Origin of the sequence: Microbacterium oleivorans, from assembly GCF_001691565.1 — a bacterium.
Taxonomy (GTDB): domain Bacteria; phylum Actinomycetota; class Actinomycetes; order Actinomycetales; family Microbacteriaceae; genus Microbacterium; species Microbacterium oleivorans_B.
In genome coordinates this window covers 2,118,219-2,142,290 of sequence record NZ_MAYO01000003.1, presented here as the reverse complement: position 1 = coordinate 2,142,290, position 24,072 = coordinate 2,118,219, and the positions used below count along the sequence as shown (strand labels likewise).

Sequence of the window (24,072 nt, the reverse complement as noted above, 5' to 3'; positions counted from 1 at the left end):
CCCGACCTGCACGATACGGAACCAGCAATCACATACGGAAGGCACTCATGAACAAGCGACACCTGACCGGAATCCTCGCGATCGGGGCTGCGGCATCCCTCGCGCTCGCCGGCTGCGCCACCGGCAACCAGGCCGCAGGCGGCACGCAGGAAGGCGGTGAGGACAGCCTCGGCACCATCACGCTCGGGTACCTCCCCTCGTGGACCGACGGTCTCAGCACCGCCTATCTGCTCGAGGACCAGCTCGAGAAGGCCGGCTACACGGTCAAGATGCAGGAGCTCACCGAGGCAGGGCCTCTCTACGCCGGTCTCGCCCAGGGCGACGTCGACATCTACCCGTCGGCGTGGCCCGAGCTGACCCACAAGTCGTACATGGACAAGTACGGCGACAAGATCGACGACCTCGGCGCGTACTACGAGGGCGCCAAGCTCACGATCGCGGTGCCCGACTACGTCGACATCGACTCGATCGACGACCTGAAGGCGAACGCCGACCGCTTCGGCGGGAAGATCTACGGCATCGAGCCGGGTGCGGGTCTGACGAAGCAGACGCAGGAGTCGATGCTCCCCGGGTACGGCCTCGAGGACAGCTACGAGCTCGTGACCTCCTCGACCGCCGCGATGCTCACCGAGCTCGACAGCGCCGAGGCGGCGAAGCGCGACATCGTGGTGACCTCGTGGCGTCCGTTCTGGGCCAACGACAAGTACAACCTCAAGGACCTCGAGGACCCGAAGGGCGCGATGGGCGAGGCTGAGGCCCTGCACTTCCTCGCGACCGACGGCTTCAAGGAGGAGAACCCCGAGGCGGCGAAGCTCATCGCCGGCATCAAGCTGGACGACGAGCAGTACGCGAGCCTCGAGGACACCGTCGTCAACACCTACGGCGAGGGCAAGTACGCCGAGGCCATCGACGAATGGCTGAAGGAGAACCCCGACGCCTACGACACGATCGTCACCGACTGATCGGTCGATGACGTCACGGGGATCCGGCTTCGGCCGGGTCCCCGTTGTCGTTCGGGCGCTCGGTGAGCGGCTGGGCGACCTTCTTCTCGAGCACCTCGACCGCCTCGTCCGACAGGGCGATGAGTCCGTCGATCTCCTCGCGGACGCGCTGGTAGGCGAGGTGGCGCTCGGCGGGGGTCGCGGCATCGTCGGTCGCGACGGCGAGCATGCGGGATGCCGTCGCCAGCCGTTTGCGCTCCGCGTCGGTCAGTCCCGAATCGCGTACGCGACGGGCCTCGCGCTCGGCGAGGTCGAAGGCGACCTCGAAGTCGGTGACGGCCTTGCGGTACTCGCGCACCTGGTCGGCCGAGGGCTTGACGCTGTCGGCCGGGCGCGCGCGGTCGGCGACCTTCTTGGCGCGCAGGAACCCGGCGGTGAGCGGGTCGCGGCCATCGCTCATCGACGGGAAGGCGATGAGCTTGGCGACGTCGAGCTCGTAGTCCAGCCAGCGGTGCGTGACCTCGTCGTGCACGGCGCGCAGGTCGTCGAGCTGATCGGCAAGCGACTGGGACGGCGCCTCGACCTCGGCTGCGGAGGCCGAGCCGATGCCGCGCTTGGCGGCGGCGCGGGCGGCGGTGAGCTCGGCTTTCGCCTTCATGATCTCCAGGCGCTGCTTGTGCCGACGCTTCGAGGCGGACGCCCACGAGCCGCTTGCGGCCGAGGCGAGACCGAAGAGCGGGAACACGAGCCACCAGTTGTTGCCGGCGAAGGCCCAGAATCCGTCCACCCGCTACACCTTACGTGCGGGGTCGGTCGTCACGACCGCCGCGTCGCGACCGGTAGGCGTCGAGAGCGGATGCCGCGCCTTCGGCCGCGCGCGTGATGCCGTCGACCGAGCGGGCGATCGCCTCGGTCGCGACGATCGTCCATCGCGCCGCGGCGGAGTGGTCCGTCGGGACGTCGTCGGGGCGGTGCCCGGCGAGACGCCAGGCCTCCTGCTCGGCGATGACGAACGCGCGACCGGCTTCGTCGACGGCGGAACGGTACGCCGTGAACTGCTCGGGGGTGAGAGGAGCGGTGGCGGATGCCGGGCGCACTTCGCGGGCGATGCCCTCGAGGCGCAGGAATTCGGCCGTGGCGGGGACGCGCACGTCGCTGAGCGCAGGGAAGGCGAGGCGGCGGGCGGCATCCGTCTCGTACTCCATCCAGCGGGCGGCGATCGCGTCGTGGGCAGCCATGAGTCGGGCGAGGGGGAGGTGCTTCGGATCGGTGCCACGGGCGGGGACGGCGGCACGCTCAGCGCTGACACGGGCGCGGGCGACGCGGATCGTCGCGCTCGCTGCAGCCTTGGCGCGCTGAGCGGTCTCGAGCGCCCGCCGCGCGGCGCGGACGTCGTCGGGGCGGGCGCGGCCGGTAGCGCGTTCGGCGTCGATACGGCTGAGCTCGGCCTGCGCGACGCGTGCGGCGGCGCGCGCCCCGATCGCGTCGGTACGCGCCTGCTGCAGTTCGCGCTGCGCGGCGGTGAGGGCGAGGCGGCGGGCGCGGGTCGTCCGCCCGCGGCGGACGCCGACGAATCCGACCGCGCCGGCACCTGCGGCGGCGGGGGCGACCCACCAGAACTCCGCGAGTGCGGCTCCGATCCCCACGATCCAGAGCTGCATGCCGCCATGCTATCCGCGACGGGTGGACGCGCTCCCAGGGATCGAGCGTTCTTCTGTTGCTCGCACTCGCTACGCTCTGCCGCATGGGCACATGGAGCGAAGAACCGTTCGGCAACGACACCGCGGCGGATTGGGCATGGGAGCTCGATGAGGCGGATTCGTGGGACGTCGTCACCGACGTGCTGCAGGAGTACCTGGGTGACGACAAGACGGACACGGGCGCCGACGAGGTCGCCGTCGCCGCAGCTGCGGTCGTCGCGCACGGCGCGGGTCTCGCGCTGTCCGAGGCGGAGGACACCGAGTCGGTCGAGGGCTTCCTCGCCCGTGTCGGAGCGCCGCCGGCATCCGCGGTGACGGCGGCTCGCGCCGCGCTCGACAAGGTCGGCGGGCAGTCCGAGCTCGCCGAGCTCTGGGAGGACGCGGACGAGCTCGACGAGTGGCGGGCGACTCTCGCTCGCGTCCGCGACGCGCTCCCCGCCTGACGCGCGTCAGCGCACGAGTCGTGCACCCGAGAAGCGGGTGACGACGCCGGGATGCCGCGCGGGCATCGCGAGCACGGAATCGGGTGCGCGCTCCGCGAGACCCGGGAAGCCGGCATCCGCCAGCAGGCCGTCGTCGAGGCGGTCGACCGTCGCGCGGACGAGCGGCCATGGCTCGTGCTCGTTCGCGGCCCAGATCGTGCGGCCGAGGTGCCGCTCGTGGAAGCCCCAGCGCGCCGTGAGGAAGCGGCTCAGCTCATCGTCGACGGCCTCGTTCCCGGGGGTGACGCGGATGCGGGTGCGCACCCGGTCGCCGAATCCCGGATGGCGTCGCGACGCGTACTCGAGAGCGTCGCCGTCCGTCCGCATCGCGGCCTTCGCCCAGCGGTAGGGCAGGCCGAAGACGGCGCGGGCGCCGAGCACCGGCAGGAGGTGCTCGGCCTCGAGGGTCTGGAAGACGACGCCGCGGCGGCCGGCGGCATCCTTCGCGTACGTGCGGACGTTGATCTCGACGAACCGACCGACGAACGGGACCGGGGGCAGCGGGAGGAACCGGAACTCACTGAGGACGAACGGGATCAGCCCGACCCACGCCGACCCGTCGAAGAGATCGGGCTCGGTCCCGGGCGGGAGGAGCGGTGCCACCTGTGCGGGGTCCACCCGCCAGTGCAGGAAGCACGCGCCGCTCCAGCGCTGCCGCAGCACCGCGCGACCCGGCAGGGCAGGCGCGGTCGCGTCCATGATCCGGGTCAGCCGAACAGCAGGGTGAGGACGGTCGCGCCGCCGCCCACGAGCACCATCGCGATGATGACGGTCCAGGCGATGACCTTCGTGCGGGCGCGTTTGCGTCCGGCGAACTCCGCGTACTCCGGGTCGTCGCTCACGCGGGGACCTCGTCGACGACAGCGCCGAACGCGGCGGGAAGCGTCTCCTTGGCGACGCGACGCAGCTCGCCGACCGGGAGGGTGAACACGTCCTGGATCTCGAGGCTGGGCTGCTCCCCCTCGGGGGCGTCGTCGGTCACGCCGATGCGGAGCACGGGGTAGCCGCGCCCCTCGCAGAGGCCGCGGAACTTCACGTCCTCCTCGCGCGGCACCGACACGATGACGCGGCCGGTCGACTCGCTGAAGAGGGCGGTCGCGACATCCACGCCATCGCGCTCCATGATCTCGCGCAGCCACACGCGGGCGCCGACGCCGAACCGGGTCGTCGCCTCGGCGAGAGCCTGAGCGAGGCCACCGGAGGAGAGGTCGTGCGCGCTCGAGACGAGCATCTCGTCGCGCGCGGCCTGCAGCAGACCCGCGAGCACCTTCTCGCCGGCGAGGTCGACCTTCGGCGGGCGGCCGCCGAGGTGATCGTGGATCGTGTCGGCCCAAGCTGAACCGTCGAGCTCCATCGACGTCGTGCCCAGCAGGTAGATGTTCTCGCCGGCATCCTGCCAGCCGCTGGGGATGCGTCGCGAGACGTCGTCCATGATGCCGAGGACGCCCACGACGGGCGTCGGGAAGATGGGCTGGTCGCCGGTCTGGTTGTAGAAGCTGACGTTGCCGCCGGTGACGGGTACGCCGAGCTCGAAGCACGCGTCTGCGAGACCGTCGACGGTCTGCCCGAACTGCCACATGACCTCGGGGTTCTCGGGGCTGCCGAAGTTGAGGCAGTCGGTGACGGCGGTGGGCTCGGCACCCGTGACGGCCACGTTGCGGTAGGCCTCGGCGAGGGCGAGCTGCGCACCCGCGTACGGGTCGAGCTGGCAGTAGCGGCCGTTGCAGTCGGTGGCGATGGCGAAGCCGAGACCCGACTCCTCGTCGACGCGGATCATGCCCGCGTCGTCGGGGAAGCTGAGGGCCGTGTTGCCCATGACGTAGTAGTCGTACTGGTTGGTGACCCACGACGTGTCGGCGAGGTTCGGGCTGCCGAGCAGCTTCAGGAACTGCTCGCGCAGCACCTCGGGGTCATCGCTCCGCTCGAGGGCCGCGGCGGAGTCCTCGCGGAGCGCGTCGATCCAGGTCGGGTAGGCGACGGGGCGTTCGTAGACGGGGCCGTCGACCGCGACGGTCGAGGGGTCGACGTCGACGATCTGCTCGCCGTGCCAGAAGATCTGCAGGCGGCCGTCGCCGGTGACCTCGCCGAGGACGCTCGTCTCGACATCCCACTTCTCGACGACCGCGAGGAACGCGTCGAGCTTCTCGGGAGCGACGATCGCCATCATGCGCTCCTGGCTCTCGCTCATGAGGATCTCCTCGGGCGTGAGCGACGGGTCGCGCAACAGCACCTTCTCGAGATCGACCTTCATGCCCGAGCCGCCGTTGGCGGCCAGTTCGCTCGTCGCGCACGAGATGCCGGCGGCGCCGAGGTCCTGGATCGCCTCGACGAGCTCGCCCTTGTAGAGCTCGAGGCAGCACTCGATGAGCACCTTCTCGGCGAACGGGTCGCCGACCTGCACGGCGGGACGCTTGGTGGGACCGCCGTCGGCGAAGGTGTCGGAGGCGAGGATCGATGCGCCGCCGATGCCGTCGCCGCCGGTGCGGGCGCCGAACAGCACGACCTTGTTGCCGGCGCCGGTCGCGTTGGCGAGCTTGATGTCCTCGTGGCGGAGGACGCCGACTGCGAGCGCGTTGACGAGCGGGTTGCCCTGGTAGACCTTGTCGAAGACGGTCTCGCCGCCGATGTTGGGCAGGCCGAGGCAGTTCGCGTAGAAGCTGATGCCGCTGACGACGCCGTGCACGACGCGGGCGGTGTCGGGGTCGTCGATGTCGCCGAAGCGCAGCTGGTCCATGACTGCGACGGGGCGCGCGCCCATCGAGATGATGTCGCGGACGATGCCGCCGACGCCGGTCGCGGCGCCCTGGAACGGCTCGATGTAGCTCGGGTGGTTGTGGGATTCGACCTTGAAGGTGACGGCCCAGCCCTCGCCCACGTCGACGACGCCGGCGTTCTGGCCCATGCCGACCATGAGCCGTTCCTTCATCTCGTCCGAGACCTTATCGCCGAAGCGGCGGAGGTAGATCTTCGAGGACTTGTAGGAGCAGTGCTCGCTCCACATGACGGAGTACATCGCCAGCTCGCCCGAGGTGGGGCGGCGGCCGAGGATCTCGCGGATCTTGTCGTACTCGTCAGGCTTGAGGCCGAGCGCGCCGTACGGCTGCTCCTTCTCCGGCGTGGCGACGGCGTTCTGGACAGTGTCTGCGACGGGGATGCTCACGCGGCTGGGCTCCAAGACTCGGGATGCCGGGGGACGCCCCCATCCTATCGGCGGGGCACCGGCATCCCGTCGTGTCTTCGGGGGCTCCGCTCCGATACTCTGACGCCATCAGCTCGACGCACACTCCTGGGGGATCCATGTCGACAGCTCACTCGCGGCGCCGTGCCGTTTTCGCGGCCGCTGTCGCGGCCGTGGCGTTGACGCCCGTCCTGTCCGGGTGCACTCAGGTGGCGTCCGCGGTCGCGGGGGCGATCCTCGACGCGAGGGGTGAGCGGCCCGCGCCGCCGGCCGCCTCCGAGACCGACGACGTCGACAACGACATGCTCTTCGTGAATCTCAGGGTCGGCGACTGCTACGACGAACCGAGCGAGTACGACCCGCAGGGGGCGTGGTCGATCCTCCTCATCCCGTGCGAGGAGCCGCACTGGTACGAGCTGTACGCGAAGAGCGACCTGGGCATGTCCCACTTCCCGGACGCCATTTCGACGACGGCGGAGTTCCCCGGCGAGGAGGAGGTGGAGGTGGCGGCGAACGAGGTCTGTTACGAGGCCTTCGCCGACTACGTCGGCGGATCGTACGAGGATTCGACGCTCGAGTACTGGTACTACCTGCCGACGGCGGATTCCTGGGCGCACGGCGATCGGATGGCGAGATGCGTCATCGGTCTCGAGGAGGGAACCATCGCGGGGAGCGCCGCCGGTTCGGGCGGTTTCGTCTCGTGACGACTCCGATACTCTGAACCGTCGTTTGTCGCGTGATGATCCTGGGGGGATCCATGTCTGTTCGTCGTTCGGGTGCTGTCGCTGCTCTGCTGGTCGCGGCGGTGATGCTGTCGGGATGCGCGTCGTCGCTCAGCACGCTGCTCGGCGGCGCGGGTCGTGATGAGAACGGGCAGATCGAGTCCGGAGGCGACCTCGACGTGTTCACCATCACAGTCGGCGACTGCTTCTTCGACGACGCGCTCGCAGCGGCCACCGGCGAGGAGCAGACCAGCACCGTTCGGGCGGTCCCCTGCGACGAGAAGCACGCATTCGAGGCGTACCACGACTTCACGCTCCCCGAGGGCGAGTACCCGACGGTGGACGCCATCGATGAGGCGGCCGCCGACGAGTGTCTCCCGGCTTTCGACGAGTACATCGGGGTCAGCTACGAAGACTCGAAGTACGACTTCTCGTACTACTCGCCGTCGCGCGAGACGTGGGAGTACCGGGACGACCGCCTCGTGTCCTGCGTCCTGACGGCGCCCGAGGGCGAGACGCTCACCGGATCGCTGAAGGGCGTCGGCGAGTAGTCCGACTCACTCCTCGGCGTCGTCGGGATCGGAGTCGATGACGCCGATCCCGACCGCGTGGTGGCTGGGCTCCCCGTCCTGCTGAGGCGGCGCCTTCGGCTCTTCGCCGGGCTCCTTGGCGACGCTGGGCTCCTCGAGTTCCTCGGTGTCGGGCATCTCTTCGGGGTCGTCGTGCTCGGTGCTGTCGTGCTCCGTGCTGTCGGTCTCGGTGCCGTCGTTCTCAGCCATGGGGGCTCCTTCCGTTGTGCTTACTCTGAATGGGGGATGCCGCGGCCGCGACGGTCTTGACGGTCGGCGAGTCGGTGGGTAGGCCTACGCTGACCGGATGGATTCGATCGATCGTCTGCGTGCGCGGGAACGGGAGCTGACGGACCAGTTGGCCCGCCTCGAGGCCGACGACGCCGCGCTGCGAGTCGACCGCGCCGACGCGACGGCGGATGACGAGCACGATCCCGAGGGGTCGACGCTGTCGGGGGAGTGGCAGCGGGTGGACGCGTTGCGCGCGTCGACGCGCGATGAGCTCGCGCAGGTCGCGACGGCGCTGTCGCGGGTGGATGCCGGGACCTATGGCGTCTGCGAGCGGTGCGGTCGTGCGATCCCTGAGGCGCGACTGGAGGTCAGGCCGCAGGCGACGATGTGCGTCGCGTGCGCGTCGCTCGTCTGACCGCGCCCGCGAGCCGGGCCTCTCTCAGAAGGGTGCGGGGTCTCCGGGGTGCGTTTCGGCAGGGGTGAAGGCGACGGCCGGGGTGGGTGCGTCTTCTCTGTAGGTCCTGCCGAGGGGTGAGGTCCATTCGAGGACTCCACCCGTGAGTTGTCGGACTTTCCAGGCGGTGAACTGCTTCATCGAGTGGTGCCGTTGGCACAGGTGGGCGAGGTTGGTGAGTTCGGTCCTGCCGCCGTGGGCGTGGTCGTGGGTGTGGTCGACTTCGCACCGGATGGCGGCGACGCGGCATCCGGGGAACCGGCAGTGCTGGTCTCGGGTTTGCAGGAACCGGCGCATCCCGGACGGGACCCGGTACGAGTCGGTCGACACCGTCACCCCCGTGGTCGGGTCGTGGAACAGCCGCTCCCACATCCCGGTGTCACCTGCGAGTGTGCGGGCGGTCGCGGGGTCGATCGGGGACCGGCCAGCGAGGTCGCAGGGTCCGTCGTCCGAACCCGTCAAGGCCGCGGCAGGCATGAGCACCTGCACGCGCGCGCGGATCGCTCCGAGCGGTCCGGCGGTCGTGTCACGGGTGTCGTCGAGTGCGGGTGTGCCGGCGAGGAGGAGATCGGCGAAGACGTCCGCGCGGACCTGATCGGTGGTGCGCGCGTCGGTCGCAACGACGTCTGAGTTTCCGGCACGCTCCGCTCGCGTGTCGACGATCGCCCGCGCTTGCTGGGTGAGCCGGTCGTGGATCCCCTCGGAGATCACGGTCGGGAGGGTCGCGATCAGGTCGCTCATTCCGTCCCGCCCCGGCACCAACCGCACACACCTTCCCGCCGCGGCTCCCTCATGCCGCTCCGCAAAACTCCGGGGGTGCATCCGGTGCGCGAGGATCTCCAACTCACCTCGCACCCGGTTCGGGGTATCGCGGTCGCACCGTTCGATCGCGACCTTCTCGAACTCGGGCCACAGCTCTGCGGGCAGGTTCGCACCGGCATCCACGATCGCGAGCACATGACCTCGCACGATCCGCCCCGCCTCCCACGCGGCGACCGCGGCGGGGAACCCTTCGATGATCAGCCGGGCTTCACCGATCCGTCGTTGCACGGTGCGGTCCGCGACGCGCATCACGCCGCCGACTTCGGCGGCGATCGACCGGAGCACCATGTCGCTCAGCCGCACTTTCACGTGCGGGTGCCCACCCTGCTCCTCGGCCAACCGTCCCGCGGCGGCGAGCACGCGAAGCTCCGCGATCTGCCCCGCGGCGACCTGCCGGCCGACACGTTCGACGTCTGCAACGATCCCCGTGATGGCGGTGAGATACGCCTCACCATCGGGGGTTTCCGCTGCGTCCGTCATACCTGCACTCTCTCACCCACCTCCGACATCCGGATCCCGAAATCCACCCGAACCACACGTGATGAACAGCCTGGAAATGAGAATGCTCTCGCCCGGCTCAATCGCACAGGGCTGCCAGTCCGGTCACCCTCGGTGCCGTCCGTCAGCAGGACCGTCACGTCGACCGCACGGCGCCTCAGGGATTGCACCACCTGCACGTCGCGGGGTCCGCGACCGAGACCGCCCGAGCATGCACCTCGCGCTCGCCGCACGCTGCGCACCCGTGGACCTCCGCGCACACCTGCGCGGTCGGTTCCCCGCACGCGGCGCACGGCACGCCTCTTTCCGCATCCACGAGTCCGAAGCCGGGGCATCCGCATACAGAACACGGCGTCCGCAGCCGTGCCGCCAGCATCCACGACAGGCGGCGGAGAGTCCGGCGTCGTTCCGGATTCAGGTGGGCCCGTAGATCGGGTTCGAGGACGACGGGACCGCGGCGCACCAGGTCTCGTACGACGGCCGCATCCTGAATCCCCTTCCGCAGTGCCCCTTCGCTCCGCGCGACGACAGCCTGGTGCGGAAAGCCGATGCGCTCCAGGTACTGCCCCGCCTCCCCCTCGTCGGTCACGGTCCGCGCCGGCGCGACGTCCGCGAAGGTTCGCACGCCATGAGTGACATGGATGCCGCGGTTCACGTCGACGAACACGGCGAGCTCCTCGTGCACCACCGGGCCGAACCCGCCGAACGCCGGCGCGTACGACGCCTCCGTCGCGAGGCCCAGGGGCGTGCCGAGCTCGGAGGATGCGGCGCGGGCTTTGGTGATCGCCGCATCCTCCGGGCTGATCGCCCTCGGCACGTCGCGGGTGAACGTGCCGAGGGCGTCGGTGTCGAGGTCGGCGGACGGCCGGACCCCGGCATCCAGCCACCGTGCGAAGGCGGGAGCGAACGCGGCGTCCTTCCCGTGCATCGTGCCCACGGCGACCGTCATCCCCGCATACGGGGAAGCTCCGCTCATGCGAAGTAGTCGGGGCGGCTCACCGCCGTCGGCGATACGAACATCACACCGGACGCCCGATCGAGGACGGGACGGATGCCGGAGATGATCCCATCGGCCTTGTCCGGCGCCACGACCGAGACGAGGAGGGTCAGCGTGTCGTGGTCGTTGAACAGCAGCCGGCCGCCGCGGTGGCCGTGGTGCCCGACGCCCGCGACGCCGGTGATCGCGGTGTAACCGCGGGCCCCGAGGGACTGCATGAGGGCGGACACCTCGGCGACGTCGTCGCTGGCGACGACCACCTCGATCTTGGTCATCGGGGTCAGGTCGGACGTGCTCATGAGCGGTTCTCCTTCGTGGTGGTCTCGTGGTCGCCGACGGGCATGCCGGTGACGGGGGTCGTGTCGAGATCGTCGGTCTCCCAGCCGTAGCGCCCGAAGCGCATCCAGCGGGCGGTGTCGTGCTCACGGGCGCGGAGGGTGATCCAGCGGTTCACGACGAGGTTCCGCACGACCTCCGATTCGTCGACGATCTCGTTGATGCGCGCGAGCGGAGCCTGGACGAACACCTGCAGGCGCACCGGTTCGTGGTGGGCGTGGCGGCCGACGCCGACCGACTGCCACGGCAGCCCGATCCGCAGGTCGCCTCCGAAGCCCGAGAGCACGCCGGTGGTGCCGACGACGTTGTGGAGCGGCTTCGGTCCGGCGCCGAACCGGTCGGGCGCGACGGTCGAGGCGGCGTACTGCGCGTTGATCCACTGGGCGACGACGAGCGGCGCGGTCAGGATCGTCTCCAGCCCGGTCCCGTCGGGGTCGGCAGCCGCCTCGTAGCTGTGCAGGAAGGCGCGCCGTCCGAGATCGACGCCGGCGGTGATCGCGCGCGGCCCGACGATGAAGGCCGCGTTGCCCATGAGACCCCACTCGGGGAACGCCTCCGCCCAGTCGCTCGAGCGGCGGAGCGTCTCCCGCACGGCGTCGCCGTCGCGGTCGGCACCGGGCAGCCCGGCGAGCCGGTCGGCGGCGTTCGCCTGCCGCGCCGTCTCGAGGTGCCGGGTCAGCTCGAGCACACGCATCTCGTGACTGGCCGGGAGGGCCCAGGGTTCGAGCAGCGTCACCTCGTCGGTCACGGTGTCCATCTGCGCCGCGACGAAGAGCGTGTCGTCGGGGATCGTGATGCCCCGCTCGGCGAGGGCGTCGCGCGTCGCCGGGTCGTTGAAGATCGTCGCCGCCGCGCGTGCGTTCGGTTCGCCCTCGTGTCCGCCGCACGCTCCGCACTGCAGACCGCTCGCGAAGGGGTTGTTGGTGACGGATGCCCCGTGTCCGCACACGAGCACGATCGGAGCGAAGCCGTCGACGAGACCCATCATGCGAAGCGCCGTCTCGGCGTACAGCACGCGCTCGTCGAGGCTGAACACGACGTCCGCGTCGACGCGCGTGGTCGGCTTGGCACGCCGCATCCCGGTCCGCACCGACGACCACAACCGTGGAGCGAGGGTGCGCGTCACCGAGGCGGCGCCGAAGAACCATCCGGCCGTCTCCGCGAAGGCGTAGGGCGCGAGGGTCGACTCGCCGAGGGCGTGCGCGGCGCGACCGCGCTCGGCGATCGCCGTCCGATGCCGACGCCAGCGGCCCAGGGCGTCCCGCTCCACCGACGACTCACTCACCGCGACGCGAGGCGTGAGGAGGACCGGGCACGACGCCACGCCGGGCGCACCGTCGGCGGGTCGGAACGAGATCGGCACGGCGAAGAACCCGGCGAAGCCGAGCGTCTCGACCGGGCCGGCCGCTTCGAGGTGGCGCCGGAAGCTCTCGGAGCGCGTATCGATGCAGAAGATCGCCTGCGCGAGAGGACGAGGGGTCTCTTCGAGCGTGCGCAGGACGGGCGCGCTCGCCGGCGCGAGAGCACGAGCCGTTCGCCGCTCGTACGCCTCCTGCCAGATGCTCAGCCGGGTGTAGGCGTCGGTGAGCGACAGGATGCGCCCGAGCGCTGCCCGCACGTCCGGCACGGTCAGGTCGGCGCGGAGCGCGGTCGCCACGGCCAAGAGCCGCGCCTCCTCATCCCGGCCCGTGGAGGGTGCGCGGACGGGAAGCGTCGCCCCGGCGGGCAGCAGAAGCCGCTCGAGTGTCGCGCGGATGGCGACGAGCGAGACCAGGTCGACGCTCCGGGATTCCGCCGCCGTGTGGCGCACGAGCGCCGACCACCCGGGCTGAGCGAGGATGTGCGCGCGGATGAACTCCTCCGCGCCGTCCCCCTCGAGTCCCCAGTGCTCGAGCGCGACGTCGATCGCCGCCGCCGGCTCCGCCGGGGTCGACCGGATGCCGGCGCGCACCCGCCGCGGGAGGGTGGGGTCGAGCGCCGCGAGGCGACGCCAGGCATCCCACATCCCCTCTCCCCGCGTCGGAGTCGACCAGGCGGCGTCGCCGAACAGCGCGGTGAGCCAGCGGCTCGTGAGGTCGTCGACGCGGGCGTGCACCCGTGGCGACAGCCCGCTCGCGGGCGTCGGGAGCGCGGTGGAGGTCGCCGCGCGGGGAGGCGAGACGAGGAGGTCCTGCAGCAGCACCTCGGTCGCGGTCGTGACGAACTCGTCGGCGACGATCGGATGCGGCGACCGTGCCTCGGGGACCAGCTGGTGCAGCGCCGCGACGAGGTCGGCGAGCGGAATGCGCCCGTCGGTGTGGAGCGCGCGGAAGCGTTCCTCGGACGGGGTGAGGAGCACGCCGTGATCGTGGGCTATCCGCCGCATCGCCTCTTCGTGGTCGAGGGTCTCGTACCCCGCGACGGGGTTGCGGGCGATGAAGGTCTCGATCGGGAAGTGCGGCGCGATGGAGCGGGCGGAGGCGGCGACCCATCCGCGGACGGTGGCGTACCGGGCAGGTGTGGCGACGGTGGTCATCGAGTGCTCCCGTATTCGAGGGGTCCGGTCAGAACGGCCGGGGTGGAGGGGCGGACGGAGGGCGTAGGAAGCGCGGGCCTGCCCCACGCGAAGCCGACGGCGAACATCCGGTCGGCGAAGCGGCCGGAGGTGCGCGCGACGACGGCGAGCCCGGCTCCGGCGAGGAAGAGGACCACGGCGACGACGGGCGGGAGCGTCGCGGCGGCCGCTGTCGGCACGAGCGCCTCTGCTGCGGGGAAGACGACCAGCGCGTACCCCGCGACGGCGGCGGCCACGGCGGCCACGAGGCCGGTCCGTGCTGCCGTGGTGGCGCCGCTTCCACCGATGCGCGCCCCAGCGACCGCGGCGGTGGCGAGCGGGAACAGCAGCAGGATGGCCGCCGCGTGGGACAGGATGCCGCCGGCCGCGACCGCGGCGATCCCCACCGCGACGACGACTCCCGCGCCGAGGATCCCCCCGCGCCGGGAGGGGTGCGCCGCGTCGGTGGTGCGTGCCGCCAGCGCGCGCTCGACGGCCGATCCGGCGCCGAGGAAGAGGCTCGCCTTGTACAGCGCGTGGCCGAAGACGTGCACGAGGGCGAGTCCGAAGGCGCCGAGCGAGCAGGCGACGAGCATGAACCCCATCTGCGCGGCGGTCGACTGGACGAGGCGTCCTTTGACGTCGGGCCGGGTGAGCATCGCGAGGCTCGCGAGGAGCATCGTCGCGCCCCCGGCGACGCCGACGACCCAGGGCCCCGCTTCGGCGGGGACGGGTGCGAAGCGCAGCAGGAGGATCGCGCCGGCGTTGACGAAGCCGGCGTGCAGCAGAGCGGAGACGGGCGTGGTCGTCGCCGCGGTCGTCGGCAGCCAGCCGTGCAGCGGGAACGATCCTGCGCGAGCGATGGCGGCGATCGCGACGAGCACGCTGACGGCCGTGGCCGGGACGGGGGAGAGCGTCGCCGGCGCGGAGAGGGACGCCGATCCGGTCGTCGTGATCACCGTGATCACCGCTGCCCAGAGGGCCGCATCCCCGAGGAGCAGCAAGGCAGCGCTGCGCCGGGTCGCGACGCGCGTCTGCGGTCCGTCTCCGCCCGCGCGGATGAGGACGACGGTGCTGATGGTGGCGAGGGTCCATCCTGCGGCGAGGAGGCGGAGGTCGCCCGCCGTGACGCTCGCGACCGATCCGAGAGCCGCGAGGGAGGAGAACCCGAAGAACAGCCGTGAGCGGGGGTCGCCGCGCAGGTTGCGCTCGGCGTAGAGCTGCACGACGACGGTGAGCGCGACGACGAGGAACGCCACGAGCGGACCGGCGAGGTCGCCACCGCCGACCGCGGCGGTCATGGCGCCGACCGCGGCGAGGAAGGTCGCGAGGGCGAGGGGCCAGATCGCGAGGGAGGCCGGGGTGCGCCGACGCGCGGCATCCGGGAGGGCAGCGGCGGCGACCGCGGCGAGCAGCGCAGCGGTCGAGAGGAGGACGAGCATCGACATGCGAAGGACATTACCTGCAATGAATTACCGGTGTCAAAACGCATGTTACTCAAAACCGGTAACCCGACTGCCGCACGGCTATGCTGACCCCATGGGCCACTGGACGTTCCTCACGAATCACGCCCATGTGCTGATCTACGTCGCCCGCGACCCGGGGGCTCGCGTGCGAGAGATCGCCGACGCGGTGGGCATCACCGAACGCACGGCCCACGGCATCCTGAGCGACCTCGTCGACGACGGGTACCTGCGCCGCGAGAAGGAAGGTCGACGCAACCGCTACGAATGCGTCGAGGACCTTCCGATGCGGCATCCCATCGAGAGCGACCACGCCGTCGGCGAGCTGCTCCGCGCGCTGCGGGGCTGACCCCCGCCGGCGCCTGCGGGAGCCACGTGCTTCATACCCCTGGGGGTATGATCGATGTCATTCCGACGAGAGGATGGCGGCATGGATGAGGCGACTCGGGTCGAAGACTCGACCTCACACGATCCTGAGGCCAAGCGCAAAGTCGTCAATCGTCTCAAGCGTGCGCAGGGCCAGCTCTCCGCCGTCATCGCCGCGGTCGAGGAGGATGCTTCGTGTCGTGACGTCGTCCCGCAGCTCGCTGCGGTGTCGAAGGCGCTCGATCGAGCCGGGTTCCTCCTCGTCTCGACGGCACTGCGTGAGTGTCTCACCGACCCGGAGGGGGACATCGCGCCCGAGGAGCTCGAGAAGCTCTTCCTCTCGCTCGCCTGACCGGTCGAGGTCGACAGGAGACCTCTTGACGCCCGGCATCCCTTGCTCTAACGTACAACCAAATGGTTGCACAAACGGAGTTCAGCGATGATCAGATCGACCGCGTCTTCCATGCCCTGGCGACGGCGACGCGGCGCGACATCCTGCGTCGCACCCTCGAGCGCGAACAATCCGTCTCCGCGCTCGCCGCGGAGTACGACATGTCGTTCGCAGCCGTCCAGAAGCACGTCGCCGTGCTCGAGGCGGCAGAGCTGGTCGTCAAGCGCGCCGAGGGGCGCGAGCGCCTCGTCCGGGCGGACCCCGACGTGATCGCCCGTGCCCGCGCACTCCTCGGACAGTACGAGGAGCTCTGGCGGTCCCGCATCGACCGGCTCGACGCCCTTCTGGCCGAGCCCGAGAACTGACCCATCCCACGAAGGAGTGAGACATGCCCGTCACCGACATCACGACCGATACCGAGAACCTCACCATGACGCTCACCGCCGACGTCGACGCGCCCGTCGACCGGCTGTGGCGCGCGTTCACGCAGCCGCGCCAACTCGAGCGGTTCTGGGGGCCTCCCGGGTGGCCGGCGACCTTCACCGCCTTCGACTTCGCCGTCGGGGGCCATGCCCACTACGCGATGACGAGCCCGACGGGCGAGACCTCGCGCGGCACGTGGGAGTTCCTCGCGATCGACGAAGGCCGTGCCTTCGAGGTGCTCGACGCGTTCGCCGACGAGAACGGCGAGCCGATGGCCGACTTCCCCTCCATGCGCATGCGCTTCTCGTTCGACGAGACCGAGACGGGGTCTCGGCTGTCGAACATCACCTACTTCACCTCGGTCGAGGCACTCGAGCAGGTCGTCGCGATGGGCGCCGTCGAAGGGTCGCGCATGGCGATGGACCAGCTCGACACGGTCCTCCATGACCTGCGCGACTGGTTCCACGGCAAGGGGACGAACGTCGAGCTGCTCGACGACACCCACGTCCGCATCACCCGGCTCGTCGACGGTCCGCGGCATCTCGTGTGGCGCGCCCACCACGAACCCGACCTGATGCGGAAGTGGATGCTGGGGCCCGAGGGGTGGTCGATGGTCGAATGCGTCGTCGGCGAGCACTACCGGAACGTGTGGGAGGAGGACGGCAAGCCCGATACCCGCTTCGGCTTCGAGGGCGAGACGCTGCTCCTCGACGAGCCCCGGCGCTCGGTGAGCACCGAGAGGATGATCGGGACGGACGGCCCGTCGACGACGAACGACCTGCAATTCTACGAGGAGGACGGCGCGACGCTCCTCACCCTCCTCATCGAGTACCCCGACGTCCAGACGCGCGACATGATCCTCGCGACGGGCATGGCCGACGGCATGGAGGCGTCCTACGCTCGTCTCGAGCGCGAGGTGCTGCAGGCAGCGTGACGCCTGCTCGAAGCGATGCCCTCGTCCGCCGGCTCAGGCCCGGGCGAGGGCGTCCTCGAGCGCGACCCAGGCGAGCATCGCGCACTTCACGCGAGCCGAGAACTTCGACACCCCCGACAGGGCTGCGGCGTCGGCGAAGGTCTCCTCGTCGAGCGGGATCGCTCCGCGCGAGCGCAACGCCTCACGGAACCCGTCGATGAGCTTCACGGCGTCCTCGCGGGGCATCCCGTCGTCCCCGCCGTCCTCCTCGATCAGAGCGGCGAGCATCGAGGCCGAGGCCTGCGAGATCGAGCAGCCCGACCCCTCCCACGACAGGTCGGTGATGCGCTCACCCGCATCGTCGACGCGCACGCGGAGCGTGATGTCGTCGCCGCACATCGGGTTGTGCTGGTGAGAGCTCGCCGAGCGGCCCTCTTCGGGCGACAGGCCCTGCCCGTGCGGGTGCTTCGAGTGGTCCAGGATCAGCTCCTGGTACAGCGAGTCGAGACCGTTCATTCGTTCACTCCGAAGTAGGACCGGATGCCGCTGACGGCATCGACCAGGGCATCGACATCGGCGTCGGTGTTGTACAGGGCGGCGGACGCGCGGACGGATGCCGTCACGCCGAACCTCCGGTGAAGCGGAGCCGCGCAGTGGTGTCCGACGCGCACGGCGATGCCCTGCGCGTCGAGGAACTGGCCGGCGTCGTGCGCGTGCACGCCGTCGACGACGAAGCTCCAGAGGCCCACGCGCTCGGCACCGTCGGCGTCGCCGAGCAGACGGATGCCGGGGAGGTCGACGAGTCCCTCGCGCATACGCGCCGCGAGCCGCGCCTCGTGCGCGTGCACGGCGGGCATGCCGGCGTTCTCGAGGTACGAGACCGCGGCGGCGAGGCCGACCGCGGGACCGATCGGCTGCGTGCCGGCTTCGAATCGCTGCGGCGGGGGCAGGTAGCCGGCATCGTCGAGGGTGACGGTCGTGATCATCGATCCGCCCGTGAGGAACGGTGGGAGCGCCTCGAGTACGTCGCTCCGGCCGTACAGGCCGCCGACGCCGTAGGGGCCGAGCATCTTGTGGCCGCTGAAGACGGCGAGATCGACGCCCATGGCGGGCAGGTCGAGCCGCATGTGAGGGGCGGACTGGCAGGCGTCGAGAACCGTGAGTGCACCGACGTTCTGCGCGAGCGCGACGATCTCGGCGACCGGGTTCACGATCCCGAGCACGTTCGACACGTGCGAGAACGCGACGATCCGGGTGCGCTCGCCGATGATCCGGGCCGCGGCATCCATGTCGAGGCGGCCGTCGTCCTGCACGGGGATGTGTCGCAGCACGGCGCCGGTGCGCGCCGCGAGTTCCTGCCACGGGATCAGGTTCGCGTGGTGCTCGGTCTCGGTCGCGACGATCTCGTCGCCGGGCAGCAGGACGAACCGAGCGGATGCCGGGGCCCCCCGCCCGAGCGTCGCGTTGCCGATCGAGTAGGCCACGAGGTTGAGGCCCTGGGTCGCGCCGCTGGTCCAGACGAGTTGCTCCTCGCGGGCGCCGACGAAGCGCGCGACGGTGGCCCGGGCATCCTCGAACAGGTCCGTCGCCTCGGCGGCGAGGGTGTGGGCGCCGCGGTGGACGGCCGCGTTGCTGCGGGTGAGGAAGTCGTACTCGGCCTGCAGCACCTGGCGCGGCTTCTGGCTCGTCGCCGCGGAGTCCAGGTAGACGAGCGGGTGGCCATTGACCTCCTGCTGGAGGATCGGGAAGTCCTCGCGCAGCCGGGCAGCATCGAGCGTGGCCGGCTCGGACAGGGCGGGAGAAGTCACCCCTCTAGGCTACGCCGGTGAGCGGTCGCACGGTCCGGAGCCTCAGTTCTCCGAGTGCTCGACGAGACCGTAATGACGCTGATCGATGCGACCGCCGCGGTCGTCGCCCGGAAGCGGTCGCGAGCGACGACCGTAGACGATCTCGGACGAGTCGAGCAGCCAGGGGACGAGCGTCACGGTCACGCCGTGGACCATCATGAGCTGCTGCGCGATCCGGCGGGCGCGGCGGTTGTGGAGGGGCGTCTCCCACCAGTGCCCGACGATGTACTGAGGCAGGTAGACCGTGACGACGGAGGGGCCGTGCTTCTCGCGGTACTTCTCGATGAAGCCGATCAGCGGCGATGCGTAGTGGCGGTACGGCGAATCGACCACGACCAGGGGTACCGGCATCCGGTGGTACTCCCAATCGGCCTTCAACTCGGCGATGTCGTCGGTGGTGACCGCGACGTGGACCGCGAGCGTCTTCTCGTGCTTGGCGGCGAGGGCGTAGTCGATGGCTTTCGCGACGGGCTTCTGCAGCCTGCCGACGAGGATGATCGCGAGATCGCCGGACGCCCCGAACTTCACGGTGTCGTCCATCTCGATCTCGTGCTCGACGTCGCGGTAGTACCGGTTCACCCCGATCATGAGGAACGCGAGGACCGGCATCGCCAGGAACACCAACCAGGCCCCGTGCGTGAACTTGGTGATCGTCACGATGACGAGGACGGCGACCGTGAACGCGGCCCCGACGGTGTTGATGACGAGGCCCGAGACGGCGCCCCGACGCGCGGGCGTGTTGCCCTTGAGGAGCCGCAGCTCGCGACGCCAGTGGCGGACCATGCCGATCTGGCCCAGCGAGAACGACACGAAGACGCCGATGATGTAGAGCTGGATGAGGGTGGTCAGGTTCGCCTGGAAGACCACGAGGATCGCGATCGCCGCGCCGCCGAGGATCAGCATGCCGTTGGAGAACACGAGGCGGTCGCCGCGGGAGTTCAGCGCTTTGGGGGCGTAGCTGTCGCGGGCGAGCACCGACCCGAGCAGGGGGAATCCGTTGAACGCCGTGTTGGCGGCCAGCAGCAGGACGCAGGCGGTGGCGGCCTGGATGATGAAGAAGAAGACCGAGTCGCCGCCGAAGGTGGCCGCGGCGACCTGCGCCATGAGGCTCGGCTGCGGACCTGCGGCGCAGTCGAAGCCGATCAGCTTGCACGGGTTCTCGGCGTAGTGCACGCCCGCGATGAGCGCGAGAGCGGTCAGCCCCGCGAAGAGGACGATAGCGATGCCGCCCATGAGCACGAGTGTCGTCTGCGCGTTCTTCACCTTGGGGGTGCGGAACGCGGGCACGCCGTTGCTGACGGCCTCGACACCGGTGAGGGCGGAGCAGCCGCTCGAGAAGGCGCGCAGCAGCAGCAGGATGAACGCGACCTGAGACAGCGCCTCGGGCTCGACCGTGTACGCCGCGCTCGAGGCGACGGGGGCGTCGCCGATCGCCCAGCGGAAGAGGCCGGTGCCGATCATGAGGGCGACGGAGCCGATGAAGACGTACGTCGGGATGGCGAAGGCCTGCGACGCCTCGCGCACGCCGCGCAGGTTGACGATGACCAGAAGGATCACGAAGCCCACCGCGAGCTCCACCCGCCACGCGTTGAGGAAGGGGAGGGCCGAGATGATGTTGTCGACGCCGGAGGACACCGACACCGCGACGGTGAGGACGTAGTCCACGAGGAGGGCGGATCCCACCACCACACCGGCCTTCTCGCCGAGGTTGGTGCGAGCGACCTCGTAGTCGCCGCCGCCGGACGGGTACGCCTTGATGAGCTGACGGTAGCTGAGGACCACGACGACGAGCAGCACGACGACCGCGGCGGCGACCGGCGGCGCGAAGGCCATGAACGCCGTCCCGCCGATGAGCAGGATCATCAGGAGTTCCTGCGGCGCGTAGGCCACCGACGACAGCGCGTCCGACGCGAAGATGGGCAGCGCGCGCTTCTTCGGAAGCAGCTGTCCTTCGAGCTTCTCGGTGTCGAGGGGTTCGCCGATCAGCATGCGCTTCACGGCGGGGGAGGGGACCGCGTTCGGGTCGCGGCTGTCACTGGTCACGGCGGGCGACATTACGCCTCACGCGAACCCGCCGCAACGCGGGCGGGTCGCGGACTATTCCCTAGACTCGCGAGGTGAGCGGACAAGTCTTCCCGGCGGTCGTCGCGATCCTGTTCGGGGCGGTCGTGGGCCTCATCCTCTTCGTGCCGGTCGTGGCCGTCAGTTACCGTCGTCGCGGCCGCCTCAGCGTCGGCCGGGTCGGGTTCTGGGCGGCATCCCTCGTCTACTTCCTGGCGATCTGGAGCTACACCCTTCTGCCCCTTCCCGCGTCGGACGACTATCGCTGCTCGGGTGCGGTCCTGTCACTCGCGCCGACCGTCGACGACGTCGTCGGTGCTTTCGCCGACGGGTCGCCCCTGACGGACGTCCGTCTGCTGCAGGTCGTGTTCAACGTCCTCCTCTTCGTCCCCCTCGGATTCCTGATCCGGGTCGTCGCTCGTCGCGGAGTCCTCGTCGGCACCCTGGCCGGATTCGTCCTGTCGCTGATCATCGAGACGACTCAGCTGACCGGTGTCTGGGGCATCTTCCCGTGCGGGTACCGGCTGTTCGACGTCGGCGACCTGCTGACGAACACTCTGGGCGCCCTCGTCGGGTCGGTCCTCGGACTGCTCGTTCCCGCCCGCCTGCGCGGCGTCGAGAAGGCGACGGATGCCGGGGCTCCCCGCCCGGTCACCCGCGGGCGCCGGCTGCTCGGCGTCGTGTGCGACCTGCTCGGCACCGCCGTCCTCGCGGGCGCCGCGGGAACGACGGTGCAGCTCTTCCTGCAGTACGCGCTCCGCCGCAGCGACCTCGTCTCCGACGGCGTCATCGCCGACATCGCCTCGGGATGGGTACCGATCGCGGTGTGGCTCGCGGTCGTCCTCGTGACGGGGCGCACGGTCGGCGACCTGTGCGTCGAGCTCCGATACGAGGGCGGGCGCCTCGCGGAACCCCTCGCCCGGGCGCTCCGCTTCCTCGGCGGTATCGGGGGCTACCTCGTCCTCGGCGAACTGGGCGCCGCCGGCGGCATCCTCGTCGGCCTGTTCGTGCTGACGTGGCTCGTCCTGGCGTTCGCCACACCCGCGGCGCGCGGGCTGCCGGGGGTCCTCAGCGGTCGCCGGCTCGTCGACGCGCGCTCATCGGACTCCGCCGATCACTGACCCCGGGCGCGGAACGTGTAGGTGATCGACGCGACCTTCTGCGCGGACTCGTCCGACTCGACGAAGGCGCTGAACTCGCGCGACCCGTTGCTGTAGAACTTCCCTCGGCCCTCGCCGTAGGTGAGGCGCACGCGCCCGCTGGTGAGCGTGAACTCATCGAACGGTCCCTTGCTCCGGGCCTGGTCGAGGCTGTCACCCACGGAGACGCCGAACTCGTTCGTGACCTGCACATCCTGAGGCAATCCCGTCGTCACGGTCGCCCAGGTCGGTGCCGGAACCTCGCCGCGGGAACGGCCGCCGTCGCCGAGGAAGACGTCGTACAGCCGGAACCCCGGCCAGACGTAGATGTCGTACGCCCAGTTCTCGGCGTCGCCGTTGACGAAGTCCTCCTTCGGGGCGGTGCCGAAGGCCTTGGTCAGCGCAGCGATCACGGGGCCGGAATCATCGGCCCAGCGGTGGGTGACCGTGCCGTCGGCGGTCTTCACCGTGAAACCCGACCCGTTCAGTTCGATGGTGGATGCCGCTGCGGGCGGCTCCTCTTCGACGGGCTCGGACGGCTCGGGGTCCTGCGGTGCCGATGGCGAGGGCTGGGGCGCCGCCGTCGAGCTCGCCGGCGGCGGCGCGGCGGTGGTCGGTTCGGTCGCACGCAGCAGGTACACGCTGACGACCACGATCACCGCGACGAGGAGGACGCCAGCGACCGCGCCGAGGATCATCGGGAGGCGATTCGGGTTCTCGGGCCGCCGGGGCTTCTCGTGCTCCTGCGGGTCGAGGGGGGCGAAGGGCAGCCAGTCGTCGTTGCTCACGTGAGGAACTCCCGCGCGGCGACGGTCAAAGCGTCGACGCCGCGCTCGATGGTCGGGTGCAGGACAGGGGCGAAGAACGGGGAATGATTCGTCGGGATGTCGCGCGAGATCGTACCCGCGGCGGCGGCATCCGCGTACTGCTGCGGGTCGACCCCGCCCCAGAACCAGTAGACGAGCGGAACGCCGGCTTCGCGGGCGAACCAGGACACATCCTCGCTGCCGGTGAACATGCCGGGGTCGACGACGGTGCCCTCCCCGAATGCGCGATCCATCGCCGAGGTCAGCCGGCCGGTCGCGTCCGCGTCGTTGATGGTCGGCGGAAGGGTGTGGAGGGTGGTGATCGTGGGTTCCTGCTCCGCGCCGGATGCCGCGGCCTCCGCACGGACGACGCGCTCGACGCGCGCGAGGATGTCGGCGCGCGCCTCGTCGTCCGGGTAGCGCAGGCTGAGCTCGAGGGTCGCCTCGGCCGGGATGATGTTGTTCTTCAGGCCGGCGTGGATCGAGCCGACGGTGACGACGGCCATCTCACGGGGGTCCACCTCGCGCGAGACGACGGTCTGCAGACGCATGACGGTCGCCGCCGCCATGACGATCGGGTCGATCGTCGAGTGGGGGCGCGACCCGTGGCCGCCCCGGCCGTGCAGGGTGACCGTGATGCCGTCGGACGCCGCCATCTGCGTGCCCGGCCGCACCCCGATCGTTCCGGCGGGCAGCGGGGTCAGGTGCTGGCCGAGGACGATGTCGGGCTTCGGGTACCGGTCGAAGACGCCGTCGGCGATCATCGCCTGCGCGCCGGCGCCGTACTCCTCGGCGGGCTGGAAGACGGCGACGACGGTACCCGACCACTCGTCGCGGGTGGCGCTCAGCTTCTCGAGCGCGCCCAGCAGGGCGGTCACGTGCATGTCGTGGCCGCAGGCGTGCATGACCGGGACGTCCTGACCGGCGGGGTCGACGCCGCGGGCGGTGCTCGCATAGGGGAGACCGGTCTGCTCGGGAACCGGGAGGCCGTCCATGTCGGCGCGCAGCCAGACGACGGGGCCGTCGCCGTTGCGGATCACGGTGACGACACCGGTGCGGCCGACGCCCTCCTCGTAGTCGAGGCCGAGCGATGCGAGCTCGCGTGTGATGACGCCGGCCGTCCGGGTCTCCTGGAACGACAGTTCCGGATGCCGGTGCAGGTCGGTGTAGATCGCTTCGAGATCGAGGGGCATACCTTCG

The 24,072-nt window shown here is 70.5% G+C and carries 26 protein-coding genes; 10 read left to right on the top strand and 16 right to left on the bottom strand.

What is annotated here, in order from left to right; all coding sequences use genetic code 11:
• Nucleotides 1-47 precede the first annotated feature (47 nt).
• Entirely contained in the window at nt 48-962 is a 915-nt protein-coding gene (locus tag BBA86_RS13030; RefSeq protein ID WP_065571943.1) for a glycine betaine ABC transporter substrate-binding protein, read from the top strand.
• Nucleotides 963-975: 13 nt separating this feature from the next.
• On the opposite strand, the gene BBA86_RS13025 is transcribed toward BBA86_RS13030, so the two are convergent.
• Together BBA86_RS13025 and BBA86_RS13020 are read right to left on the bottom strand one after the other, a co-directional pair.
• Nucleotides 976-1,728 (bottom strand): hypothetical protein, encoded by a 753-nt coding sequence (locus BBA86_RS13025; protein ID WP_065571942.1) that lies wholly within the window; start codon nt 1,726-1,728, stop codon nt 976-978.
• Between the two features lie 10 nt (nt 1,729-1,738).
• Nucleotides 1,739-2,602 (bottom strand): hypothetical protein, encoded by an 864-nt coding sequence (locus tag BBA86_RS13020; RefSeq protein ID WP_065571941.1) that lies wholly within the window; start codon nt 2,600-2,602, stop codon nt 1,739-1,741.
• An 83-nt stretch (nt 2,603-2,685) separates the two neighbouring features.
• On the opposite strand from BBA86_RS13020, the gene BBA86_RS13015 reads away from it, so the two are divergent.
• Entirely contained in the window at nt 2,686-3,084 is a 399-nt protein-coding gene (locus BBA86_RS13015; RefSeq protein WP_223247101.1) for a DUF4259 domain-containing protein, read from the top strand.
• Nucleotides 3,085-3,090: 6 nt separating this feature from the next.
• On the opposite strand, the gene BBA86_RS13010 is transcribed toward BBA86_RS13015, so the two are convergent.
• The 3 genes from BBA86_RS13010 to purL are packed head-to-tail and all read right to left on the bottom strand — an operon-like array spanning nt 3,091 to nt 6,283.
• The gene (locus BBA86_RS13010) at nt 3,091-3,822 is read right to left on the bottom strand and encodes a YqjF family protein (protein WP_065571940.1); all 732 of its coding nucleotides are present in this window, start codon (nt 3,820-3,822) and stop codon (nt 3,091-3,093) included.
• 8 nt (nt 3,823-3,830) lie between these two features.
• Nucleotides 3,831-3,965 (bottom strand): hypothetical protein, encoded by a 135-nt coding sequence (locus BBA86_RS14745; protein WP_262981987.1) that lies wholly within the window; start codon nt 3,963-3,965, stop codon nt 3,831-3,833.
• A complete protein-coding gene (gene purL, locus BBA86_RS13005; RefSeq protein ID WP_223247100.1) occupies nt 3,962-6,283 on the bottom strand; it encodes a phosphoribosylformylglycinamidine synthase subunit PurL in 2,322 nt (773 codons plus the stop codon). The genes BBA86_RS14745 and purL overlap by 4 nt, the downstream gene beginning before the upstream one ends.
• Before the next feature lie 137 nt (nt 6,284-6,420).
• Between purL and BBA86_RS13000 the strand changes: the two genes are divergently transcribed.
• On the top strand, nt 6,421-7,005 hold the full coding sequence (locus BBA86_RS13000) for a septum formation family protein (protein ID WP_189318470.1): 585 nt from the start codon (nt 6,421-6,423) through the stop codon (nt 7,003-7,005).
• 53 nt (nt 7,006-7,058) lie between these two features.
• Complete coding sequence (locus BBA86_RS12995; protein WP_189318469.1) at nt 7,059-7,574, top strand: septum formation family protein; 516 nt, start codon at nt 7,059-7,061, stop codon at nt 7,572-7,574.
• 6 nt (nt 7,575-7,580) lie between these two features.
• On the opposite strand, the gene BBA86_RS12990 is transcribed toward BBA86_RS12995, so the two are convergent.
• Nucleotides 7,581-7,802 (bottom strand): hypothetical protein, encoded by a 222-nt coding sequence (locus BBA86_RS12990; RefSeq protein ID WP_065571937.1) that lies wholly within the window; start codon nt 7,800-7,802, stop codon nt 7,581-7,583.
• A gap of 97 nt (nt 7,803-7,899) precedes the next feature.
• Here BBA86_RS12990 and BBA86_RS12985 point away from each other — a divergent pair, with 97 nt between their 5' ends.
• Entirely contained in the window at nt 7,900-8,238 is a 339-nt protein-coding gene (locus tag BBA86_RS12985; protein ID WP_065571936.1) for a TraR/DksA family transcriptional regulator, read from the top strand.
• Nucleotides 8,239-8,262: 24 nt separating this feature from the next.
• Here BBA86_RS12985 and BBA86_RS12980 read toward each other — a convergent pair whose 3' ends face one another.
• The 5 genes from BBA86_RS12980 to BBA86_RS12960 all read right to left on the bottom strand — a co-directional run bounded on the left by BBA86_RS12980 (nt 8,263) and on the right by BBA86_RS12960 (nt 14,911).
• A complete protein-coding gene (locus BBA86_RS12980; protein WP_065571935.1) occupies nt 8,263-9,579 on the bottom strand; it encodes an HNH endonuclease signature motif containing protein in 1,317 nt (438 codons plus the stop codon).
• A gap of 175 nt (nt 9,580-9,754) precedes the next feature.
• Complete coding sequence (locus tag BBA86_RS12975; protein WP_065571934.1) at nt 9,755-10,573, bottom strand: DUF6671 family protein; 819 nt, start codon at nt 10,571-10,573, stop codon at nt 9,755-9,757.
• Nucleotides 10,570-10,893: a P-II family nitrogen regulator gene (locus BBA86_RS12970; RefSeq protein WP_065571933.1), complete on the bottom strand. Its 324-nt coding sequence runs from the start codon at nt 10,891-10,893 to the stop codon at nt 10,570-10,572. Before BBA86_RS12970 ends, BBA86_RS12975 begins: the two co-directional genes overlap by 4 nt.
• Nucleotides 10,890-13,445 carry a DUF2309 domain-containing protein gene (locus BBA86_RS12965; RefSeq protein ID WP_065571932.1) on the bottom strand — a complete coding sequence of 852 codons (2,556 nt, stop codon included), beginning with the start codon at nt 13,443-13,445 and terminating at the stop codon, nt 10,890-10,892. The genes BBA86_RS12970 and BBA86_RS12965 overlap by 4 nt, the downstream gene beginning before the upstream one ends.
• Nucleotides 13,442-14,911 (bottom strand): proton-conducting transporter membrane subunit, encoded by a 1,470-nt coding sequence (locus tag BBA86_RS12960; protein ID WP_065571931.1) that lies wholly within the window; start codon nt 14,909-14,911, stop codon nt 13,442-13,444. The genes BBA86_RS12965 and BBA86_RS12960 overlap by 4 nt, the downstream gene beginning before the upstream one ends.
• Before the next feature lie 91 nt (nt 14,912-15,002).
• Here BBA86_RS12960 and BBA86_RS12955 point away from each other — a divergent pair, with 91 nt between their 5' ends.
• The 4 genes from BBA86_RS12955 (at nt 15,003) to BBA86_RS12940 (ending at nt 17,040) form a co-directional block, all read left to right on the top strand.
• Entirely contained in the window at nt 15,003-15,275 is a 273-nt protein-coding gene (locus BBA86_RS12955; protein WP_065571930.1) for a helix-turn-helix transcriptional regulator, read from the top strand.
• An 81-nt stretch (nt 15,276-15,356) separates the two neighbouring features.
• Entirely contained in the window at nt 15,357-15,644 is a 288-nt protein-coding gene (locus BBA86_RS12950) for a metal-sensitive transcriptional regulator (RefSeq protein ID WP_065571929.1), read from the top strand.
• 62 nt (nt 15,645-15,706) lie between these two features.
• On the top strand, nt 15,707-16,048 hold the full coding sequence (locus BBA86_RS12945) for an ArsR/SmtB family transcription factor (protein WP_065571928.1): 342 nt from the start codon (nt 15,707-15,709) through the stop codon (nt 16,046-16,048).
• A gap of 23 nt (nt 16,049-16,071) precedes the next feature.
• Nucleotides 16,072-17,040 carry an SRPBCC family protein gene (locus BBA86_RS12940; protein WP_065571927.1) on the top strand — a complete coding sequence of 323 codons (969 nt, stop codon included), beginning with the start codon at nt 16,072-16,074 and terminating at the stop codon, nt 17,038-17,040.
• A 33-nt stretch (nt 17,041-17,073) separates the two neighbouring features.
• Here the strand turns inward: BBA86_RS12940 and sufU are convergent, their stop codons facing one another.
• The 3 genes from sufU to BBA86_RS12925 are packed head-to-tail and all read right to left on the bottom strand — an operon-like array spanning nt 17,074 to nt 20,921.
• Complete coding sequence (gene sufU, locus BBA86_RS12935; protein ID WP_065571926.1) at nt 17,074-17,535, bottom strand: Fe-S cluster assembly sulfur transfer protein SufU; 462 nt, start codon at nt 17,533-17,535, stop codon at nt 17,074-17,076.
• Nucleotides 17,532-18,827 carry a SufS family cysteine desulfurase gene (locus BBA86_RS12930; protein WP_223247099.1) on the bottom strand — a complete coding sequence of 432 codons (1,296 nt, stop codon included), beginning with the start codon at nt 18,825-18,827 and terminating at the stop codon, nt 17,532-17,534. Before BBA86_RS12930 ends, sufU begins: the two co-directional genes overlap by 4 nt.
• 42 nt (nt 18,828-18,869) lie before the next feature.
• A complete protein-coding gene (locus BBA86_RS12925) occupies nt 18,870-20,921 on the bottom strand; it encodes an APC family permease (protein ID WP_065571925.1) in 2,052 nt (683 codons plus the stop codon).
• A 62-nt stretch (nt 20,922-20,983) separates the two neighbouring features.
• Between BBA86_RS12925 and BBA86_RS12920 the strand changes: the two genes are divergently transcribed.
• On the top strand, nt 20,984-22,048 hold the full coding sequence (locus tag BBA86_RS12920; RefSeq protein WP_065571924.1) for a VanZ family protein: 1,065 nt from the start codon (nt 20,984-20,986) through the stop codon (nt 22,046-22,048).
• Here the strand turns inward: BBA86_RS12920 and BBA86_RS12915 are convergent.
• Together BBA86_RS12915 and BBA86_RS12910 are read right to left on the bottom strand one after the other, a co-directional pair.
• Nucleotides 22,042-22,854, bottom strand: a complete 813-nt coding sequence (locus BBA86_RS12915; RefSeq protein WP_065571923.1) for a hypothetical protein — start codon at nt 22,852-22,854, stop codon at nt 22,042-22,044. The genes BBA86_RS12920 and BBA86_RS12915 overlap by 7 nt on opposite strands.
• Nucleotides 22,851-24,065: an amidohydrolase gene (locus BBA86_RS12910; protein ID WP_065571922.1), complete on the bottom strand. Its 1,215-nt coding sequence runs from the start codon at nt 24,063-24,065 to the stop codon at nt 22,851-22,853. The genes BBA86_RS12915 and BBA86_RS12910 overlap by 4 nt, the downstream gene beginning before the upstream one ends.
• Nucleotides 24,066-24,072 lie beyond the last annotated feature (7 nt).

Coding starts and splice junctions, on each gene's coding strand:
- BBA86_RS13030 (WP_065571943.1), top strand. CDS start 48: ATGAACAAGCGACACCTGACCGGAATCCTCGCGATCGGGGCTGCGGCA.
- BBA86_RS13020 (WP_065571941.1), bottom strand. CDS start 2,602: ATGCAGCTCTGGATCGTGGGGATCGGAGCCGCACTCGCGGAGTTCTGG.
- BBA86_RS13015 (WP_223247101.1), top strand. CDS start 2,686: ATGGGCACATGGAGCGAAGAACCGTTCGGCAACGACACCGCGGCGGAT.
- BBA86_RS13010 (WP_065571940.1), bottom strand. CDS start 3,822: ATGGACGCGACCGCGCCTGCCCTGCCGGGTCGCGCGGTGCTGCGGCAG.
- BBA86_RS13000 (WP_189318470.1), top strand. CDS start 6,421: ATGTCGACAGCTCACTCGCGGCGCCGTGCCGTTTTCGCGGCCGCTGTC.
- BBA86_RS12995 (WP_189318469.1), top strand. CDS start 7,059: ATGTCTGTTCGTCGTTCGGGTGCTGTCGCTGCTCTGCTGGTCGCGGCG.
- BBA86_RS12990 (WP_065571937.1), bottom strand. CDS start 7,802: ATGGCTGAGAACGACGGCACCGAGACCGACAGCACGGAGCACGACAGC.
- BBA86_RS12985 (WP_065571936.1), top strand. CDS start 7,900: ATGGATTCGATCGATCGTCTGCGTGCGCGGGAACGGGAGCTGACGGAC.
- BBA86_RS12980 (WP_065571935.1), bottom strand. CDS start 9,579: ATGACGGACGCAGCGGAAACCCCCGATGGTGAGGCGTATCTCACCGCC.
- BBA86_RS12975 (WP_065571934.1), bottom strand. CDS start 10,573: ATGAGCGGAGCTTCCCCGTATGCGGGGATGACGGTCGCCGTGGGCACG.
- BBA86_RS12970 (WP_065571933.1), bottom strand. CDS start 10,893: ATGAGCACGTCCGACCTGACCCCGATGACCAAGATCGAGGTGGTCGTC.
- BBA86_RS12965 (WP_065571932.1), bottom strand. CDS start 13,445: ATGACCACCGTCGCCACACCTGCCCGGTACGCCACCGTCCGCGGATGG.
- BBA86_RS12960 (WP_065571931.1), bottom strand. CDS start 14,911: ATGTCGATGCTCGTCCTCCTCTCGACCGCTGCGCTGCTCGCCGCGGTC.
- BBA86_RS12955 (WP_065571930.1), top strand. CDS start 15,003: ATGGGCCACTGGACGTTCCTCACGAATCACGCCCATGTGCTGATCTAC.
- BBA86_RS12950 (WP_065571929.1), top strand. CDS start 15,357: ATGGATGAGGCGACTCGGGTCGAAGACTCGACCTCACACGATCCTGAG.
- BBA86_RS12945 (WP_065571928.1), top strand. CDS start 15,707: ATGGTTGCACAAACGGAGTTCAGCGATGATCAGATCGACCGCGTCTTC.
- BBA86_RS12940 (WP_065571927.1), top strand. CDS start 16,072: ATGCCCGTCACCGACATCACGACCGATACCGAGAACCTCACCATGACG.
- sufU (WP_065571926.1), bottom strand. CDS start 17,535: ATGAACGGTCTCGACTCGCTGTACCAGGAGCTGATCCTGGACCACTCG.
- BBA86_RS12925 (WP_065571925.1), bottom strand. CDS start 20,921: ATGTCGCCCGCCGTGACCAGTGACAGCCGCGACCCGAACGCGGTCCCC.
- BBA86_RS12910 (WP_065571922.1), bottom strand. CDS start 24,065: ATGCCCCTCGATCTCGAAGCGATCTACACCGACCTGCACCGGCATCCG.